Source organism: Pseudomonas sp. GW821-FHT09C09, from assembly GCF_059418105.1.
Map to the genome: position 1 here is coordinate 1 of NZ_JBWKPF010000004.1, position 17499 is coordinate 17499.

General features: G+C 60.9%; 16 protein-coding genes. 12 read left to right on the top strand and 4 right to left on the bottom strand.

Annotation, left to right across the window (positions count from 1 at the left end; translation table 11 throughout):
* Window positions 1-343: 343 nt before the first annotated feature.
* Together AC07NR_RS13550 and aptA are read right to left on the bottom strand one after the other, a co-directional pair.
* Window positions 344-1837 carry a CoA-acylating methylmalonate-semialdehyde dehydrogenase gene (locus AC07NR_RS13550; RefSeq protein WP_085711290.1) on the bottom strand — a complete coding sequence of 498 codons (1494 nt, stop codon included), beginning with the start codon at window positions 1835-1837 and terminating at the stop codon, window positions 344-346.
* A gap of 76 nt (window positions 1838-1913) precedes the next feature.
* Window positions 1914-3263 carry an omega-aminotransferase AptA gene (gene aptA / locus AC07NR_RS13555; protein ID WP_248738417.1) on the bottom strand — a complete coding sequence of 450 codons (1350 nt, stop codon included), beginning with the start codon at window positions 3261-3263 and terminating at the stop codon, window positions 1914-1916.
* 139 nt (window positions 3264-3402) lie between these two features.
* Between aptA and AC07NR_RS13560 the strand changes: the two genes are divergently transcribed.
* The 6 genes from AC07NR_RS13560 (at window position 3403) to AC07NR_RS13585 (ending at window position 9789) form a co-directional block, all read left to right on the top strand.
* On the top strand, window positions 3403-4323 hold the full coding sequence (locus AC07NR_RS13560) for a LysR family transcriptional regulator (protein ID WP_007958517.1): 921 nt from the start codon (window positions 3403-3405) through the stop codon (window positions 4321-4323).
* A 94-nt stretch (window positions 4324-4417) separates the two neighbouring features.
* Window positions 4418-5068: a TetR/AcrR family transcriptional regulator gene (locus tag AC07NR_RS13565; protein ID WP_085711287.1), complete on the top strand. Its 651-nt coding sequence runs from the start codon at window positions 4418-4420 to the stop codon at window positions 5066-5068.
* A 7-nt stretch (window positions 5069-5075) separates the two neighbouring features.
* Window positions 5076-5657, top strand: coding sequence for an IMPACT family protein (locus AC07NR_RS13570; RefSeq protein ID WP_495078760.1), 582 nt, complete (start codon window positions 5076-5078; stop codon window positions 5655-5657).
* A 537-nt stretch (window positions 5658-6194) separates the two neighbouring features.
* Window positions 6195-7745 carry an ABC transporter ATP-binding protein gene (locus AC07NR_RS13575; RefSeq protein WP_495078761.1) on the top strand — a complete coding sequence of 517 codons (1551 nt, stop codon included), beginning with the start codon at window positions 6195-6197 and terminating at the stop codon, window positions 7743-7745.
* An 11-nt stretch (window positions 7746-7756) separates the two neighbouring features.
* Window positions 7757-8863 carry an ABC transporter permease gene (locus AC07NR_RS13580; RefSeq protein ID WP_085711284.1) on the top strand — a complete coding sequence of 369 codons (1107 nt, stop codon included), beginning with the start codon at window positions 7757-7759 and terminating at the stop codon, window positions 8861-8863.
* Window positions 8863-9789: an ABC transporter permease gene (locus tag AC07NR_RS13585; RefSeq protein WP_495078762.1), complete on the top strand. Its 927-nt coding sequence runs from the start codon at window positions 8863-8865 to the stop codon at window positions 9787-9789. Before AC07NR_RS13580 ends, AC07NR_RS13585 begins: the two co-directional genes overlap by 1 nt.
* On the opposite strand, the gene AC07NR_RS13590 is transcribed toward AC07NR_RS13585, so the two are convergent.
* Window positions 9757-10185 (bottom strand): hypothetical protein, encoded by a 429-nt coding sequence (locus tag AC07NR_RS13590; protein WP_495078763.1) that lies wholly within the window; start codon window positions 10183-10185, stop codon window positions 9757-9759. The genes AC07NR_RS13585 and AC07NR_RS13590 overlap by 33 nt on opposite strands.
* A gap of 83 nt (window positions 10186-10268) precedes the next feature.
* Between AC07NR_RS13590 and AC07NR_RS13595 the strand changes: the two genes are divergently transcribed.
* From AC07NR_RS13595 to AC07NR_RS13605, 3 genes are all read left to right on the top strand, one after another.
* A complete protein-coding gene (locus tag AC07NR_RS13595; RefSeq protein WP_114886573.1) occupies window positions 10269-10619 on the top strand; it encodes a MerR family transcriptional regulator in 351 nt (116 codons plus the stop codon).
* A gap of 27 nt (window positions 10620-10646) precedes the next feature.
* Window positions 10647-11342, top strand: a complete 696-nt coding sequence (locus AC07NR_RS13600) for an SDR family oxidoreductase (protein WP_119429996.1) — start codon at window positions 10647-10649, stop codon at window positions 11340-11342.
* Window positions 11343-11525: 183 nt separating this feature from the next.
* Window positions 11526-12884 (top strand): 8-oxoguanine deaminase, encoded by a 1359-nt coding sequence (locus AC07NR_RS13605; protein ID WP_495078764.1) that lies wholly within the window; start codon window positions 11526-11528, stop codon window positions 12882-12884.
* 60 nt (window positions 12885-12944) lie between these two features.
* On the opposite strand, the gene AC07NR_RS13610 is transcribed toward AC07NR_RS13605, so the two are convergent.
* Window positions 12945-14036 carry a calcium:cation antiporter gene (locus tag AC07NR_RS13610; RefSeq protein ID WP_305833107.1) on the bottom strand — a complete coding sequence of 364 codons (1092 nt, stop codon included), beginning with the start codon at window positions 14034-14036 and terminating at the stop codon, window positions 12945-12947.
* A 285-nt stretch (window positions 14037-14321) separates the two neighbouring features.
* On the opposite strand from AC07NR_RS13610, the gene AC07NR_RS13615 reads away from it, so the two are divergent.
* From AC07NR_RS13615 to AC07NR_RS13625, 3 genes are all read left to right on the top strand, one after another.
* A complete protein-coding gene (locus AC07NR_RS13615) occupies window positions 14322-15395 on the top strand; it encodes a BMP family ABC transporter substrate-binding protein (RefSeq protein WP_248738426.1) in 1074 nt (357 codons plus the stop codon).
* Between the two features lie 76 nt (window positions 15396-15471).
* Window positions 15472-16437, top strand: a complete 966-nt coding sequence (locus tag AC07NR_RS13620) for a 2-oxoglutarate and iron-dependent oxygenase domain-containing protein (RefSeq protein WP_495078765.1) — start codon at window positions 15472-15474, stop codon at window positions 16435-16437.
* 80 nt (window positions 16438-16517) lie between these two features.
* The gene (locus AC07NR_RS13625; RefSeq protein ID WP_011332312.1) at window positions 16518-17471 is read left to right on the top strand and encodes an adenosine deaminase; all 954 of its coding nucleotides are present in this window, start codon (window positions 16518-16520) and stop codon (window positions 17469-17471) included.
* The last annotated feature ends 28 nt before the right edge of the window (window positions 17472-17499 follow it).

Consider the following 17499-nt stretch of genomic DNA (forward strand, 5'->3'; position numbering starts at 1 on the left):
TCGTTAGCGGGAGGCGAATTCTACAGCGTTACACGCTGCTGTCAACACCTCTTTTTCTCCGCTTTCGATCGAGAAGATCGAACCGTTGAAAGCGCCAGACAAACCGGCATTTTCAACTCCTCCCAGGCTTCGATGATCTGAAGCAATCCACCATCGAAACCTACATAACTCATTGAATATCAAGGAGTTTTCCGTTTCGACTGCGCCGGAAGTGGGGCGAATTATAGAGACTCAGAATCTGCCGTCAACCCCTATTTTCATAAATCTGTCACATCGGTCAAAAAAGCCCGAAAACAAGAAGGCCGACCTTAAAAGGTCGGCCTTCTTTGCAATGCCCTTCTACTTACAAGCTAGGGAATGCGAATTGCGAGGCTTCATGGCTCGCACGTTGCGGCCAGCGCTGGGTGATCGCCTTGCGACGGGTGTAGAAGCGCACGCCATCCGGACCATAGGCATGCAGGTCACCGAACAGCGAACGCTTCCAGCCGCCAAAGCTGTGGTAAGCCACCGGCACCGGCAGCGGCACGTTGACACCGACCATGCCGACTTCGATCTCGTCGCAGAACAGACGCGCCGCTTCACCGTCACGAGTGAAGATGCAGGTGCCGTTGCCGTATTCGTGATCGTTGATCAGTTGCATCGCCTCTTCCAGGCTGTTCACCCGAACGATGCACAGTACCGGTCCGAAGATCTCTTCTTTATAGATGCGCATCTCGGGGGTGACGTTGTCGAACAGGCAGCCGCCGAGGAAGAAGCCTTCTTCATGACCCGCAACGCTCAGACCACGACCATCAACCACCAGAGTTGCGCCCGCCGCTACGCCGTCTTCGACATAGCCGCTGACCTTGTCGCGGGCCTGACCGGTGACCAGCGGCCCCATGTCCAGACCGCAAGAAGTGCCGGCACCGATTTTCAGCGCCTTGATCTGAGGAACCAGTTTGGCCACCAGTGCGTCCGCTACCTGGTCGCCCACACACACGGCCACCGAAATCGCCATGCAACGCTCGCCGCAGGAACCGTAAGCCGCGCCCATCAGTGCGCTGACCGCATTGTCCAGATCCGCATCCGGCATCAGCACTGCGTGGTTCTTCGCGCCGCCCAGTGCCTGCACGCGTTTGCCGCGCTTGGTGCCTTCGGCATAGATATATTCGGCAATCGGCGTCGAGCCCACGAAGCTCAGCGCTTTGACTTCCGGTGCTTCGATCAGCGCGTCCACCGCAGTCTTGTCGCCGTGCACCACGCTCAGCACGCCTTTCGGCAGGCCGGCTTCCAGCAGCAGTTGAGCGATCAGCAGGGTCGAGCTCGGATCACGCTCGGACGGCTTGAGAATGAAGCAGTTGCCGCAGACGATCGCCAGCGGATACATCCACAGCGGCACCATGGCCGGGAAGTTGAACGGCGTGATGCCGGCCACCACGCCCAGCGGCTGGAAGTCCGACCAGGCATCGATGTTCGGGCCGACGTTGCGGCTGTATTCACCCTTGAGGATTTCCGGAGCGGCACAGGCGAACTCGACGTTCTCGATACCGCGCTTCAGTTCACCGGCAGCATCTTCCAGGGTCTTGCCGTGTTCTTCACTGATCAATTGCGAGATGCGTGCTTCGTTCTGCTCCAGCAGTTGCTTGAAGCGGAACATCACCTGGGCACGTTTGGCCGGTGGTGTGTTGCGCCAGGCCGGGAATGCAGCCTTGGCGGCATCGATGGCTTTCTGAATGGTTTCCTGGCTGGCCAGCGGCAGCTTGTGGATAGCCTGACCGGTGGACGGGTTGAACACATCAACCGCGCGACCGTTCTCGGTCACCAGTTCGCCATTGATCAAATGCGGGATAACGCTCATCGAAAACTCCTGAATTCTTGTGCGCAGACGCCCGCAAGGAGCGCCTGCTATTTGCGTAGCTATATAGAAGGAAAAATCAGTCGAGCTTGTTCAGCACTTCGCCGACCGCGTCGAACAGACGATCGAGGTCTTGCGGCTTGCTGTTGAAGGTTGGGCCGAACTGCAGGGTGTCGCCGCCGAAGCGCACGTAGAACCCGGCTTTCCACAACGCCATGCCGGCTTCGAATGGACGCACGATGGCGTCGCCGTCACGGCCCGCGATCTGGATCGCACCGGCCAGGCCGTAGTTACGAATGTCGATGACGTTCTTCGCACCTTTCAGGCCGTGCAGGGCGTTTTCGAAATGCGGTGCGACTTCGGCCACGCTCTGTACCAGGTTTTCCTTTTGCAGCAGGTCGAGTGCCGCCAGGCCTGCGGCGCAAGCCACCGGGTGCGCGGAATAGGTGTAACCGTGCGGGAATTCCACGGCGTATTCCGGGGTCGGTTGGTTCATGAAGGTCTGGTAGATCTCGGAGCTGGCAATCACCGCGCCCATCGGAATCGCGCCGTTGGTGACTTGCTTGGCGATGCACATCAGGTCCGGAGTCACGCCGAAGGTGGTGGCGCCGAACATGGTGCCGGTACGGCCGAAACCGGTGATCACTTCGTCGAACACCAGCAGGATGTTGTGCTGATCGCAGATCTCGCGCAGACGCTTCAGATAACCCTGTGGTGGAACCAGTACGCCAGCCGAACCGGCCAGAGGCTCAACGAACACCGCAGCGATGTTCGAAGCATCGTGCAGTTCGATCAGTTTGAGCAGCTCATCAGCCAGCGCGATACCGCCCTGCTCCGGCATGCCACGGGAGAAGGCATTGCTCGCCAGCAGAGTGTGCGGCAGGTGGTCGACATCCATCATCGCCTGACCGAACAGCTTGCGGTTGCCGTTGACGCCTCCGAGGCTGGTGCCGGCGATGTTCACGCCGTGGTAGCCACGGGCACGACCGATCATTTTGGTCTTGGTCGACTGACCTTTCAGGCGCCAGTAGGCACGGACCATTTTCACCGCAGTATCGGCGCACTCGGAGCCGGAGTCAGTGAAGAACACGTGGTTCAGGTTGCCCGGGGTCAGCTCGGTGATTTTCTCGGCCAGCTGGAACGACAGCGGGTGGCCGTACTGGAAGCCCGGCGAGTAATCGAGGGTGCCCAACTGCTTGGCCACCGCTTCCTGGATTTCCTTGCGGGTATGCCCGGCGCCGCAGGTCCACAGACCGGACAGCGAGTCGTACACCTTGCGGCCCTTGTCGTCGATCAGCCAGCTGCCTTCGGCACCAACGATCAGACGCGGGTCGCGCTGGAAATTGCGGTTGGCGGTGTACGGCATCCAGTGCGCGTCCAGCTTCAGTTGGCTGGCCAGTGGCGACGACGCGTTTTCAGGCATGTTCATCGGGCAAAACCTCGCAGGGCAATAAGCTTCAGGGAGATAAAAGTCGTTGTTGCAGCTAAGTTGCCACGCCGATAAAGTCGGTGAAATCCAACTTTTCTAACCTTCAGTTAGAACCTTGCTAAACAATGAGAACAACAAGATGAGCAGCCGCCGCCCCGATCCGCTGGCCCAGGTCAGCGACTTTGATATTCGCTTGCTGCGGATTTTTCGCAGCGTCGTGGAGTGCGGTGGCTTCTCGGCGGCGGAAACCGTGCTCGGCATCGGGCGCTCGGCAATCAGCCAGCAGATGAGCGATCTGGAACAACGCCTCGGCCTGCGTCTTTGCCAACGCGGGCGCGCCGGGTTCTCCCTGACCGAAGAAGGCCGCGAGGTCTATCAATCGGCGCTGCAGCTTTTAAGTGCACTGGAAAGTTTCCGTACCGAAGTCAACGGCCTGCACCAGCACTTGCGTGGCGAGCTGATCATCGGCCTGACCGACAACCTCGTCACCCTGCCCCACATGCGTATCACCCACGCGCTCGCGCAGTTGAAAGAGCGCGGGCCGGACGTGCAGATCCAGATCCGCATGATCGCCCCCAACGAAGTCGAACAAGGCGTGCTCGACGGACGCCTGCACGTCGGTGTGGTGCCGCAGGCCAGTGCGCTGTCGGGACTGGAATATCAGCCGCTGTACAGCGAACGCTCGCTGCTCTATTGCGCGGTCGGCCATCCACTGTTTTACGTCGATGACAAGCAACTGGACGACGAACGCCTGAACAGTCAGGACGCCATCGCGCCGACCTTCCGTCTGCCGGCGGAAATTCAGGCCCACTATCAGGCGCTCAATTGCACCGCCAGCGCCTCCGACCGCGAGGGTATGGCATTCCTGATTCTGACCGGTCGCTACATCGGTTATCTGCCGGATCACTACGCCAGTCTCTGGGTGCAACAGGGACGGCTGCGTGCGCTCAAGGCCAGTACCCGCTTCTATGATTTGAGCCTGGCCTCGGTCACCCGCAAGGGCCGGCGTCCGCATCTGGTGCTGGAAAGCTTTCTCGAAAGCCTCGCCGCCACCCGCTGATGACCGGCGTTTTGTTGCCCGGGGCTTGTCCCAGGCCGATGGTTGCGCTATCAACGCAACTGGTTGCACCCCACAGACAAACCCGGAAGTGCCTATGACCTTTGAAGTCCCCGCTCACGGCGGCAAACCTGCCAGCCGCATTCGTCAGAAGAACGAAGAGACCATCATCAAAGCCGCCGAAGACGAGTTCGCCCGTCACGGGTTCAAAGGCACCAGCATGAACACCATCGCCACCAAGGCCGGGTTGCCCAAGGCGAATCTGCATTACTACTTCACCAACAAGCTCGGGTTGTACGTGGCGGTGCTGAGCAACATCCTCGAGCTGTGGGACAGCACCTTCAACACCCTCACGGCCGAGGACGATCCGGCCGAAGCGCTGACCCGCTACATCCGCGCCAAAATGGAATTTTCCCGCCGCCAGCCGCAAGCTTCGCGAATCTTTGCGATGGAAGTGATCAGCGGCGGCGAATGCCTCACCGAATATTTCAACCAGGACTACCGCGCCTGGTTTCAGGGCCGGGCCGCCGTATTCCAGGCGTGGATCGACGCCGGCAAGATGGACCCGGTGGATCCGGTGCACCTGATCTTCCTGTTGTGGGGCAGCACCCAGCATTACGCCGACTTCGCCACGCAGATCTGCCGCGTCAGCGGTCGCAGCAAGTTGACCAAACAGGACATGGAAGACGCCGGCAACAACCTGATCCGCATCATTCTCAAGGGCTGCGGCCTCACTCCTTCTCTATAAGACGTTTATGCCATTTACCCTCAGCGACTTTTGCGAGTTCCGCGAAGAGATTCGCAAAAGCCGTTTCATCACCTTCGCCGCGCCGATCGGCAGCCCAGCAGAGGCGCAAGCCTTCATCGAGCAGCACAGCGACTTGAACGCGTCGCACAACTGCTGGGCGTGGAAACTCGGCGATCAATACCGCAGCAACGACGACGGTGAACCGGGCGGCACCGCCGGACGGCCGATTCTCGCGGCCATCGAGGCGCAGGATTGTGATCAGGTCGCGGTGCTGGTGATCCGTTGGTACGGCGGCATTCAACTGGGCACCGGCGGACTGGCCCGGGCCTATGGCGGCGGCGCCAACAAATGCCTGCAAGCCGCGCCGAAAATCGAATTGATCAGCCGTGTGCCCCTGCGCTGTGCCTGCGCATTTGCCGAACTGGCACTGGTGAAGTTGCGAGTGGCGGATCTCGGCGGTCTGGTGGTGGAAGAAAACTTCACCGCCAATGGCGTCGAATTACAGCTGGCGGTGGGTGAGGCGCAGATTCCATTGCTGCAAAACCAGCTGGCCGATCTCAGCCGTGGACGCATCCTGCTTCAGCGCTGAACACCTGCAATATTTCGGGGCATGAGCAAATTCCCATATTCCAGAGAGTTGCCCACATCACCTGTGCACCCGACTGTGGATAACCTGAGCACACACCGCTGTAACCCTTCTGTCACGTGGCTTTGCGCGATTTGTACACTTTTCGCCCAAAGCACATGAAAAAAGTTTAATTCCAAGCAAAAACAATCAGTTAGATCTGTTTATCGCCATTGGGAGATAGCACCGCTGCGCTTATGCCAAGGTTGTCCGATTGCGCACAAATACTGTGGAGCAACCTGTGGATAACCCGTTCATGACTCCCGTAGCCGCAGGTGCAGCTTGGCTCCGGCGGGATTGCTCGTTTTTTAACCAGAATTTCACGAGCAAAACTGGAGCCTGATCAAAGGCTTTGCGCTGTATTGGTGCCGCGAATCGGAGCAATTTTGCCTTCGTGGCTCTACGTGAAGGGGCGCCGGGCAAACGCTTGAAGGGTTCCTGACTCAATGGCCAGGAAATTGCTTTATCCACAGGCACAACTCCAAGCAAGCCGAGCCTGTCATGCCCAACCCCACGCCCACCCCACGCCTGCAACTGCGCCGCATCAGCAAACGTTATCCCGGTTGTCTGGCCAACGATGCCATCGATCTGAGCATCGCCTCCGGTGAAATCCACGCGCTGCTTGGTGAAAACGGCGCGGGCAAAAGCACGCTGATGAAGATCATCTACGGCGCCACCCAGGCCGACTCGGGCGAAATGCTCTGGCAAGGGCAACCGGTGAACATGCGCAACCCGGCGCAGGCCCGGCAGTTGGGAATCGGCATGGTGTTTCAGCATTTCTCGCTGTTCGAAACCCTGACCGTGGCGCAGAACATTGCGCTGGCGATGGGCCCCGCCGCCGGGACGCCGAAACAGCTTGAACCGAAAATCCGCGAAGTGTCCCGCCGTTATGGCATGGCGCTGGAACCGGAACGACTTGTCCACAGCCTGTCGATCGGCGAGCGCCAGCGGGTGGAGATCGTGCGTTGCCTGATGCAGGACATTCGCCTGCTGATTCTCGACGAACCGACCTCGGTGCTCACACCGCAGGAAGCCGAGGAACTGTTCATCACACTGCGCCGGCTGGCGGCCGAGGGCTGCAGCATCCTGTTCATCAGCCACAAACTTGGCGAGGTTCGCGCCTTGTGCCACAGCGCCACGGTTCTGCGCGGTGGCCGGGTGGCGGGGCATTGCGTACCCGCCGAATGTTCTGACCGAGAGTTGGCGCAACTGATGGTCGGCGAGTCGGCAGCATTGATCAGCGAGTATCCGAAAGCCAATGGCGGCGCGACATTCCTGCAGGTCAGCGGATTGAACTGGCACAACCCCGACCCGTTCGGCTGTTCGTTGATCGACATCGACTTGCAGGTGCGCAGTGGCGAAATCGTCGGCATCGCCGGGGTGGCGGGAAACGGTCAGGATGAATTGCTGGCACTGCTGAGCGGCGAACAGACGCTGGCCCGCGACGCAGCGCCAACTATCTGTTTCCGAGAACACGCCGTCGCTGACCTGCGCCCGGATGCACGCCGAAAACTCGGCCTGGCTTTCGTCCCCGCCGAGCGTCTCGGTCACGGCGCGGTGCCGGAGCTGAGCCTGGCGGACAACGCCCTGCTCACAGCCTTTCAGCAAGGGCTGGTCAGCCACGGCTTGATCGAGCGCAACAAAGTCGAATCCCTCGCCCTGGCAATCATCCAACGCTTCGGGGTGAAAACTCCGGACACACAAACCAGCGCCCGCAGCCTGTCCGGCGGCAACCTGCAGAAATTCATCCTCGGCCGGGAAATCCTCCAGCAGCCGAAACTGCTGATCGCCGCGCACCCGACCTGGGGCGTGGACGTCGGCGCGGCGGCGGTGATCCATCGCGCCCTGATCGCCCTGCGCGATGCCGGTGCGGCGATTCTGGTGATTTCCGAAGACCTCGACGAACTGTTCCAGATCAGCGACCGCCTCGGCGCGCTCTGCGGCGGGCGGATGTCGGCGCTGCAAGACACGGCGCAAACCCGAATCAGCGATGTCGGTGGCTGGATGGCCGGCCAGTTCCACAGCCCTCAACCTCAACCCGCTGCGGTTTAACGGAGTTTTTCATGCTGCTTTCCCTCGAACCCCGTGGCCGCCAATCGCGCCTGATGTTGTGGTGCTCGCCGCTATTGGCGGCGGTGCTGACTCTCGGCTGTGGCTCGCTGCTGTTCATCGCCCTCGGTCATGACCCGCTGCAAACCTTGCACACCTTGTTGATCGCGCCGGTCAGTGATCTGTATGGCGTCTCGGAATTATTGGTCAAGGCTTTGCCGATCCTGCTCTGCGCCCTGGGCCTGGCGGTGGCCTATCAGGCGCGGATCTGGAACATCGGTGCCGAAGGCCAGTTGCTGCTCGGTGCATTGGCCGGCAGTGCGCTGGCGGTGAACATCATCGACATGCAAAGCCGCTGGGCACTGGTGCTGATCCTGCTCACCGGCACCCTCGCCGGCGCCGCGTGGGCCGGGCTCACGGCCTGGCTGCGCACGCGCTTCAACGCCAATGAAATCCTCACCAGCATCATGCTCAATTACATCGCACTGAACCTGCTGCTGTTCTGCGTCCACGGGCCGTTGAAGGACCCGGCCGGGTACAACTTTCCCGAGTCGGCGATGTTCGGCGACGCCAGCCGTTTACCGCTGTTGATGGAGGATGGCCGGGTTCACGCCGGGGTGTATTTCGCCCTGCTCGCGCTGGTGGCGGTGTGGGTGTTGTTGCAGAAAAGCTTTGTCGGCTTCCAGATCAAAGTGCTCGGGCTGGATAAACGCGCGGCAGGATTTGCCGGGTTTCGCGAGAAACGCCTGATCTGGCTCGCGCTATTGATCAGCGGTGGATTGGCGGGACTTGCCGGTGTTTGCGAAGTCACCGGGCCGATCGGGCAACTGGTGCCGCAAGTCTCGCCCGGTTATGGCTATGCAGCGATCACCGTGGCGTTTCTCGGCAGGCTCAATCCCATCGGTATTCTGTTTTCCAGCCTGTTGATGGCGTTGCTCTACATCGGCGGCGAGAGCGCGCAGATGACGCTGAACCTGCCGCAGGCGATCACCCAGTTGTTTCAGGGAATGATGCTGTTTTTCCTGCTGGCCTGTGACGTGCTGATCCTCTACCGGCCACGCCTGAACCTGCGCTGGGTGCGGCGCACTTCTACCACCGCCGTAACCGCCGGAGCGCTGTGATGGACATCGATCTGCTGAGCAATGTTTTCTACGCCATGGTGCGTTGCGGCACTCCGCTGTTGCTGGTGGCGCTGGGTGAACTGATCTGCGAGAAGAGCGGCGTGCTCAACCTCGGGCAGGAAGGGATGATGCTGTTTGGCGCGGTGATCGGTTTCATCGTCGCGTTCAACAGCGGCAACCTGTGGCTCGGCGTTTTACTGGCGATGCTCGCGGGGATGCTGTTGTCATCGCTGTTTGCGCTGGTGGCACTGGTGTTCAACGCCAATCAGGTGGCGACCGGGCTGGCACTGACAATTTTTGGCGTGGGTCTGTCGACCTTTGTCGGCGCAGCGTGGGTCGGCAAACCGCTGGCGGGGTTCGAGCCGCTGGCGATTCCTCACCTGAGTGACATCCCGCTGATCGGCCGCATGCTGTTTGCCCAGGATCTGCTGGTGTACCTGTCGTTCGCGCTGTTTGCACTGGTGGCGTGGGTGATCGTGAAAAGCCGTGTCGGGCTGATCATTCAAGCGGTCGGCGAAAATCCCGATGCAGCCAGTGCCATGGGCCTGCCCGTGCTGACCGTGCGTATGCTGGCCGTATTGTTCGGCGGCGCGATGGCCGGACTGGCCGGGGCTTATCTTTCGTTGGCGTACACGCCGATGTGGGCCGAGAACATGACCGCCGGGCGCGGCTGGATCGCCTTGGCGCTGGTGGTGTTCGCCAGTTGGCGGGTGTGGCGTCTGTTGCTCGGCGCGTATCTGTTCGGACTCGCCAGCATCCTGCACCTGGTGGCGCAGGGGTTGGGGCTGGCGATTCCATCGAGTCTGCTGGCGATGTTGCCGTACGTCGCGACCATCCTGGTGCTGGTGTTGTTGTCGCGGGATGCAGTGCGTACGCGGTTGTATGCGCCGGTGTCACTGGGTCAGCCGTGGCAGGCCGGACACTGAGGGGCTTTTAACAGGCAACACTTGTGCAATACCCCACGCCAGTTCGAAGACCAGGAAACCCACCAGCAACGAACTGGCGCCGTGGGCCAGGGCATACGCCTGCCACGCGGCGAACAGAAACCGCGCCACCGCGTCATAGCGTCCATAAACCTGCTGCGGATCACGAATCCGCAGCACCGCCCACACGCAAACCACCGAGCCCAGCAGGTTCGCCATCAACAGATGCACTGGCTCGAACGGCGGCAATTCGCCGGGCAGGTTCAGCGCCTGACTCAGCGCCGTCAAAACCCCGTGCAGCGCGGCAAAACTCCACGGCGTGGCAAACGCCGCCGTCACGATCAAGTCATACCAGGCACTGCCACGCACCAGGTTGCGATACTGCGTTGAAGTCCACATCGTCCTTGCTCCGAAAATTCAGGGAGCAACCACGGTAAAGCCTGGAGTATGCTCCAGGGTCAAACACTTTCGAGATGTCCTTGATGCGCATCGGTGAATTGGCCCAGAGCTGCGATGTCAGCCGTGACACGCTGCGTTTCTACGAGGAACGCGGGCTGATCGCGGCGCAACGCAGCGCCAACGGCTATCGCGACTATCCGCCGGAGATGGTGCAACTGGTGCTGTACATCAAGACGGCGCAGCGTCTGGGTTTTACTCTCGGCGAGATTGGCAGCAGCGTTGGCGCGCTGTGGCAATCGCCGGATCCGGACACCGCCGTCACGCAACTGCTGCAAGACAAGCTCAAGCTGATCGAAACCCGCATGGCCGAACTGGGCGAGCTGCGCCACGAGTTGCAGCAACGGCTCGGTCAACGCTGTCCATTGAACCCGTGATCTTTCAACTTTCAAGGAAAGCCAATCATGTCCGCACTTAATCCTGCCAAGCACGCACTGATCATCGGCGCCTCCCGAGGCCTGGGCCTGGGACTGGTGAAAACCCTGCTGGCCGACGGCTGGCAAGTCACCGCCACGGTTCGCAACCCTGCGAACGCCGAGGCGCTGAAAGCACTGGGCAACGTGCAGATCGAAAAACTCGACATGGACGACCAGCAAGCGGTGATTGCCCTGAGCCAGCAGCTCAAGGGCGAGACCTTCGACCTGCTGTTCGTCAACGCCGGAGTCAAAGGTCCTGACGTGCAGACCCCGGGCGGCGCGACGCTGGCCGAAGTCGGCCAGCTGTTCTTCACCAACGCCGTGGCACCGATCAACCTGGCCCAGCGCTTCGTCGGGCAGATCCGCGACGGCAGCGGCGTGCTGGCGTTCATGAGTTCGGTACTCGGCAGCGTGACCATGCCCGACGCGCCGGAACTGGCGCTGTACAAGGCCAGCAAAGCGGCGCTGAACTCGATGACCAACAGCTTCGTCACCCAGTTGGGCGAGCAGAAACTCACCGTGCTGTCGCTGCATCCGGGCTGGGTGAAAACCGACATGGGCGGCGAAGGCGCCGACATCGACGTGGAAACCAGCACCCGTGGCCTGGTGGATCAAGTGGACGCATTTGCCGGCAAGGGCGGCCATCACTTCGTGAACTACAAGGGTGAAACCATTCCCTGGTAAGCACTGGACCCTGTGGGGGCTCGCTTCCACAGGGTTATCCCGGTGTCTGGTCGGGTTGGGCTTGCCCGTCGCAACATTTTGTTCGAAACTCCGCACCTCGTCCTTCGCGGCGACCCTGGATCAGCAGACAGGGCAACACTGAGCTGGCAACCCTGAACCCAACTTTCAGAGGAGCCGGCCACAATGCCTGCGACCCGTATCTGGTTAAAAAATCCCCTCGCCATTTTCACGGCCAACGGTCTCGATGCCCGTGGCGGTCTGGTGCTGCAAGACGGTGTGATCATTGAAGTGCTCGGCGCCGGCCAGCAACCTTCCGCCCCGTGCAATGAAGTGTTCGACGCCCGTGAACACGTGATCCTGCCGGGCCTGATCAACACCCATCACCACTTCTATCAGACCCTGACCCGCGCCTGGGCGCCGGTGGTCAACCAGCCGTTGTTCCCGTGGCTGAAAACCCTGTACCCGGTGTGGGCACGCCTGACGCCTGAAAAACTCGCCCTCGCCACCAAAGTCGCGCTGGCCGAGTTGCTGCTGTCGGGCTGCACCACCGCCGCCGACCACCATTACCTGTTCCCGGATGGCCTGGAAAACGCCATCGACGTGCAAGTCGAAACCGTGCGCGAACTGGGCATGCGCGCCATGCTCACCCGCGGTTCGATGAGCCTCGGCGAGAAGGACGGCGGCCTGCCTCCGCAACAGACGGTGCAGGAAGGTCAGGTGATTCTCGACGACAGCCAGCGGCTGATTCACGAGTACCACGAACGTGGCGACGGCGCGCAAATCCAGATCGCCCTGGCGCCGTGCTCGCCGTTCTCGGTGACCCCGGAAATCATGTCCGCCAGCGCCGATCTGGCGAACAAGCTCGATGTGCGCCTGCACACTCACCTTGCCGAAACCCTCGACGAAGAAGACTTCTGCCTGCAACGTTTCGGTCTGCGCACCGTGGATTATCTGGACAGCGTCGGCTGGCTCGGCCCGCGCACCTGGCTGGCCCACGGTATCCACTTCAACTCCGACGAAATCGCCCGCCTCGGCGCGGCCGGCACCGGCATCTGCCATTGCCCTAGCTCGAACATGCGCCTGGCCTCCGGCATCTGCCCGAGTATCGATCTGACCGATGCTGGCGCATTGTTCGGTATCGGCGTGGATGGTTCGGCGTCCAACGATGCGTCGAACATGATCCTCGAAGCGCGTCAGGCGCTGTACATCCAACGCCTGCGTTATGGTGCCGAGAAGATCACCCCGGAACGTGTGCTGGGCTGGGCGACCAAGGGTTCGGCGAGCTTGTTGGGCCGCACCGATATCGGCGAACTGGCGGTAGGCAAACAGGCGGATCTGGCGTTGTTCAAACTCGATGAACTGCGCTTCTCCGGCAGCCATGACCCGATCTCGGCATTGCTGTTGTGCGGTGCGGACCGGGCGGACCGGGTGATGGTCGGCGGTAAATGGCGTGTGGTTGACGGGCAGGTTGAAGGGCTGGATCTCAAAGGGCTGATTGCCGATCACAGCCAGGCGGCCCGGCAGTTGATCGCAGGCACCTGATCCAAGCGGAAGTCTGAATGTGGGAGCGGGCTTGCTCCCACATTTGGTTTTGTGATCGGCTCAGAGGCCCAGCAGCGACAACATGATGAACGTCGCAAACAGCACAAAGTGCGTCATGCCCTCAATGGCATTGGTCTCGCCGTCATTGAGGTTGATCGCGCTGACGATCAGCGTGATGAAGATCATCACCGTCTGCACCGGCGTCATCGCCATCTGAAACGGCTGCCCGGTATAGAGCGCCATCGCCTCCATCACCGGCACGGTCAGGATCACCGTCGACAACGATGCGCCCATCGCAATGTTGACCACCGACTGCATGCGATTGGCCAACGCTGCTCGTAACGCGGTCAGAATCTCCGGCGCCGCCGAGATCGCCGCCACCAGAATCGCCGTGATCACCGGCGGAGCCCCAGTCCCTTCCAGCCCCAGATCGAGAGTCTTGGACATCACCTCGGCCAGTGCACCGATCACCACCACACCGAACACCAGAATGCCGATCGACAGCGCCAGGCTGACCGGTTTCGGTTCCTGCTCCACGGGCTCTTTCTTGCGGCGTTTGTCCGGGTAGCTGTAGCTGAAAAAATAACTGTGCGGCCCGACCTGCATCCGCAGGAACAACGCGTAAAGCACCACCATCGCGCCGATGGTGAACGCCGAATAGATTTTCCAGTTGGCCTCGGGAATGAACTCCGGCACCACCATCGACACGCCCATCGCGGTAAGAATCATCACGCTGTAACTGCGGGCAGAATCGTCGTTGTAGGACTGCTCGCCATGCTTGATCCCGCCCATCAGCGCGGCGAGGCCGAGGATGCCGTTGATGTCGAGCATCACTGCCGAATAGATTGTGTCGCGCACCAGGGTTGGCGATGCTTCGTTGCTCATCATGATCGCCAGGATCACCACTTCCACCAGCACGGCGGCGAGGGTCAGGATCATCGTGCCGTAAGGGTCGCCGACTTTTTCCGCGAGCAGTTCGGCCTGATGGGCGACACGCATCGAGGCGGCAACGATGAAGGCGATCAACACCAACCCGGCTGTCAGGGCGACGACCTGGCCGCTGTGCAGCAACCAGTGCTCCAGCGGATACGCAACGACGGCCGCGATCAGGGCCAGCAGCAGAAAGCTTTCTTGCTTGAGGATCGTGAACATGGCGGGCCTTCGGGTGCCGGGGGCGAATGAGTTACTGACTGCGAAGCGGCGCTGATGGTTCGTTACACCTTAGCGCACCAGTGGATAGCGTCCCTTTACGGACATGCACTTTTTCGGCCCGGCCGGCCTCATCGCGAGCAGGCTCGCTCCCACAGGGATCGCGGCGTTTTTGTGGGAGCGGACTTGCCCGCGATGGGCGCGCCTCGGTTTCGAGCCAGATTGTTGTCCGCTTGGTCAGTCTTTTGCATTGCCCTCCCCACACACAACAAAAGGGAGTTCGCCTTCATGCAAAAACGTCCATTGCAGAAACTGCTGTGCATCGCCATGGGCCTCGGCCTCAGCCTGGGCGCCAGTGCCGCCGATCCACTGAAGGTCGGCTTCGTCTACATCGGCCCCATCGGCGACCACGGCTGGACGTATCAGCATGAACAGGGGCGCAAGGTGCTGGCGGAAAAACTCGGCACGCAGATCACCACCAACTACGTGGAAAACGTCGCCGAGGGCGCCGACGCCGAGCGGGTGATCCGCAACATGGCCAAGGACAATTACGACCTGATCTTCACCACGTCTTTCGGCTACATGAACCCGACGGTGAAAGTCGCCAAACAGTTTCCCAAGGTGACCTTCGAACACGCCACCGGCTACAAGCAAGACAAGAACCTCGGCACCTATCTGGCGCGCACCTACGAGGGCCGTTACGTCGGTGGTTTCCTCGCGGCGAAGATGACCAAGACCAAGAAGATTGGCTATGTCGCCTCGTTCCCGATCCCGGAAGTGATCCGCGACATCAACGCCATCCAGCTGGCCCTGAACAAGTACAACCCCGGCACCGAGATCAAGGTTGTGTGGGTCAACTCGTGGTTTGACCCGGGCAAGGAAGCCGACGCCGCCAACGCGCTGATCGACCAGGGCGTGGACGTGGTGTTCCAGCACACCGACAGCCCGGCACCGATCCAGGCTGCTGAACGACGTGGTGTTTATGCCGTGGGCTACGCTTCGGACATGGCGCACTTCGGCCCGAAAGCGGTGCTGACATCGATCGTCAACGACTGGGCACCGCACTATATTCAGGCGACCCAGAGCGTGATCGACCACAACTGGAAATCCCAGGATTACTGGGGCGGGTTGAAGGAAGGCACGGTCGAATTGCCGATCAGCGATCTGGTGCCGGCACCGGTGAAGGCCGAAGCCGAGCAGATCATTGCCGACATCAAGAGCGGCGCCCTGCAGCCGTTCACCGGGCCGATCAAGGATCAGGCCGGGGTCGAGAAAATCCCGGCGGGCAAGAGCGCGACCAACGTGGAACTGGCGTCGATGAACTATTACGTCGAAGGCATGAAGGCCGAGATGCCGAAGTAATCCACCTGATCCTGATCGTTCCCACGTCGAGGCGTCGAACTGTCCGCGTGGGAACGATCATTAGAGAGCATTCGAAATGAACCAACTCCCGATCATCGACATCTCGCCGCTCTACTCCGACGACCAGAACGCCTGGCCCGCCGTCGCCGAACAGATCGATCACGCCTGCCGCGAATGGGGCTTCTTCTACATCAAGGGCCACCCGATTCCTGCGCAGCGCATCGAATCCCTGCTCGATCACGCCCGGCACTTCTTCGCATTGCCGACAGCAGAAAAACTCAAGATCGACATCACCCGGACCGTCCATCACCGCGGCTACGGCGCCATCGCCACCGAACAACTGGACCCGGACAAACCCAGCGATCTCAAGGAAACCTTCGACATGGGCCTGCACCTGCCGGCCGATCATCCCGACGTGCTGGCGGCAAAACCCTTGCGTGGTCCCAATCGTCACCCGGCCATTCCCGGCTGGGAGACGCTGATGGAACAGCACTACCTCGACATGCAGGCCCTGGCGCAAACCCTGCTGCGGGCCATGACATTGGCACTCGGCATCGAACGTGATTTCTTCGATACACGCTTCAACGAACCGGTCAGCGTCCTGCGGATGATTCACTACCCGCCGCGCCACACTGCCAGCTCCACCGAACAGCAAGGTGCCGGGGCGCACACCGATTACGGCTGCATCACGCTGTTGTATCAGGACACGGCCGGCGGCTTGCAGGTGAAAAACGTCAAAGGCCAATGGATCGACGCGCCACCGATTGAGGGCACCTTCGTGGTCAACCTCGGCGACATGATGGCGCGCTGGAGCAACGACCGTTATCGCTCGACCCCGCACCGAGTCATCAGCCCGCTCGGCGTGGATCGCTATTCGATGCCGTTCTTCGCCGAACCGCACCCGGACACTCGCATCGAATGCCTTCCCGGTTGCCAGGACGACCGACATCCGGCGAAATATCCGACCACCACCTGCGCCGAATTCCTGCTGTCGCGCTTCGCCGATACCTACGCCTACCGACGGGAGCAGGAAGCGGTGTGATGGATCGGTTGGTCAGGTTTTGCCAATTGTTTCGGCGCGCATCTGTAGAATGCCGTCATTGCACCTGATGAGAAAAGAATATGTACGACTGGCTCAACGCCCTGCCCAAGGCCGAACTGCACCTGCACCTCGAAGGCTCGCTGGAGCCCGAGCTGCTGTTCGCCCTGGCCGAACGCAACAAGATCGCCCTGCCGTGGAGCGACGTCGAAACCCTGCGCAAGGCTTACGCCTTCAACAATCTGCAGGAATTTCTCGACCTGTATTACCAGGGCGCCGACGTGCTGCGCACTTCCCAGGATTTCTATGACCTGACCTGGGCCTACCTGCTGCGCTGCAAAGAACAGAACGTGATCCACACCGAACCGTTCTTCGATCCGCAGACCCACACCGACCGTGGCATCCCGTTCGAAGTGGTGCTCAACGGCATCGCCGCCGCGCTGAAGGATGGCGAGCAGCAACTGGGCATCACCAGCGGTTTGATCCTGAGTTTCCTGCGCCACCTGAGCGAAGACGAAGCGCAGAAAACCCTCGACCAAGCGCTGCCGTTCCGTGATGCGTTTGTCGCCGTGGGTCTGGACAGCTCCGAGATGGGTCACCCGCCGAGCAAGTTCCAGCGTGTGTTCGACCGTGCCCGTCACGAAGGCTTCCTGACCGTCGCCCACGCCGGCGAGGAAGGCCCGCCGGAGTACATCTGGGAAGCCATCGACCTGCTGAAAATCCAGCGCATCGACCATGGCGTGCGCGCCATCGAAGACGAGCGTCTGATGCAGCGGATCATCGACGAGCAGATCCCGCTGACCGTTTGCCCGCTGTCGAACACCAAGCTCTGCGTGTTCGATCACATGTCGCAGCACAACATCCTCGACATGCTCGAGCGCGGCGTGAAGGTCACGGTGAACTCCGATGACCCGGCGTACTTCGGCGGTTATGTCACCGAGAACTTCCATGCGTTGCACGAACATCTGGGCATGACCCAGGATCAGGCCAAGCGCCTGGCGCAGAACAGCCTGGATGCGCGGTTGGTAAAACCGTAATAGCGCTGAAGATCCAATGTGGGAGCCA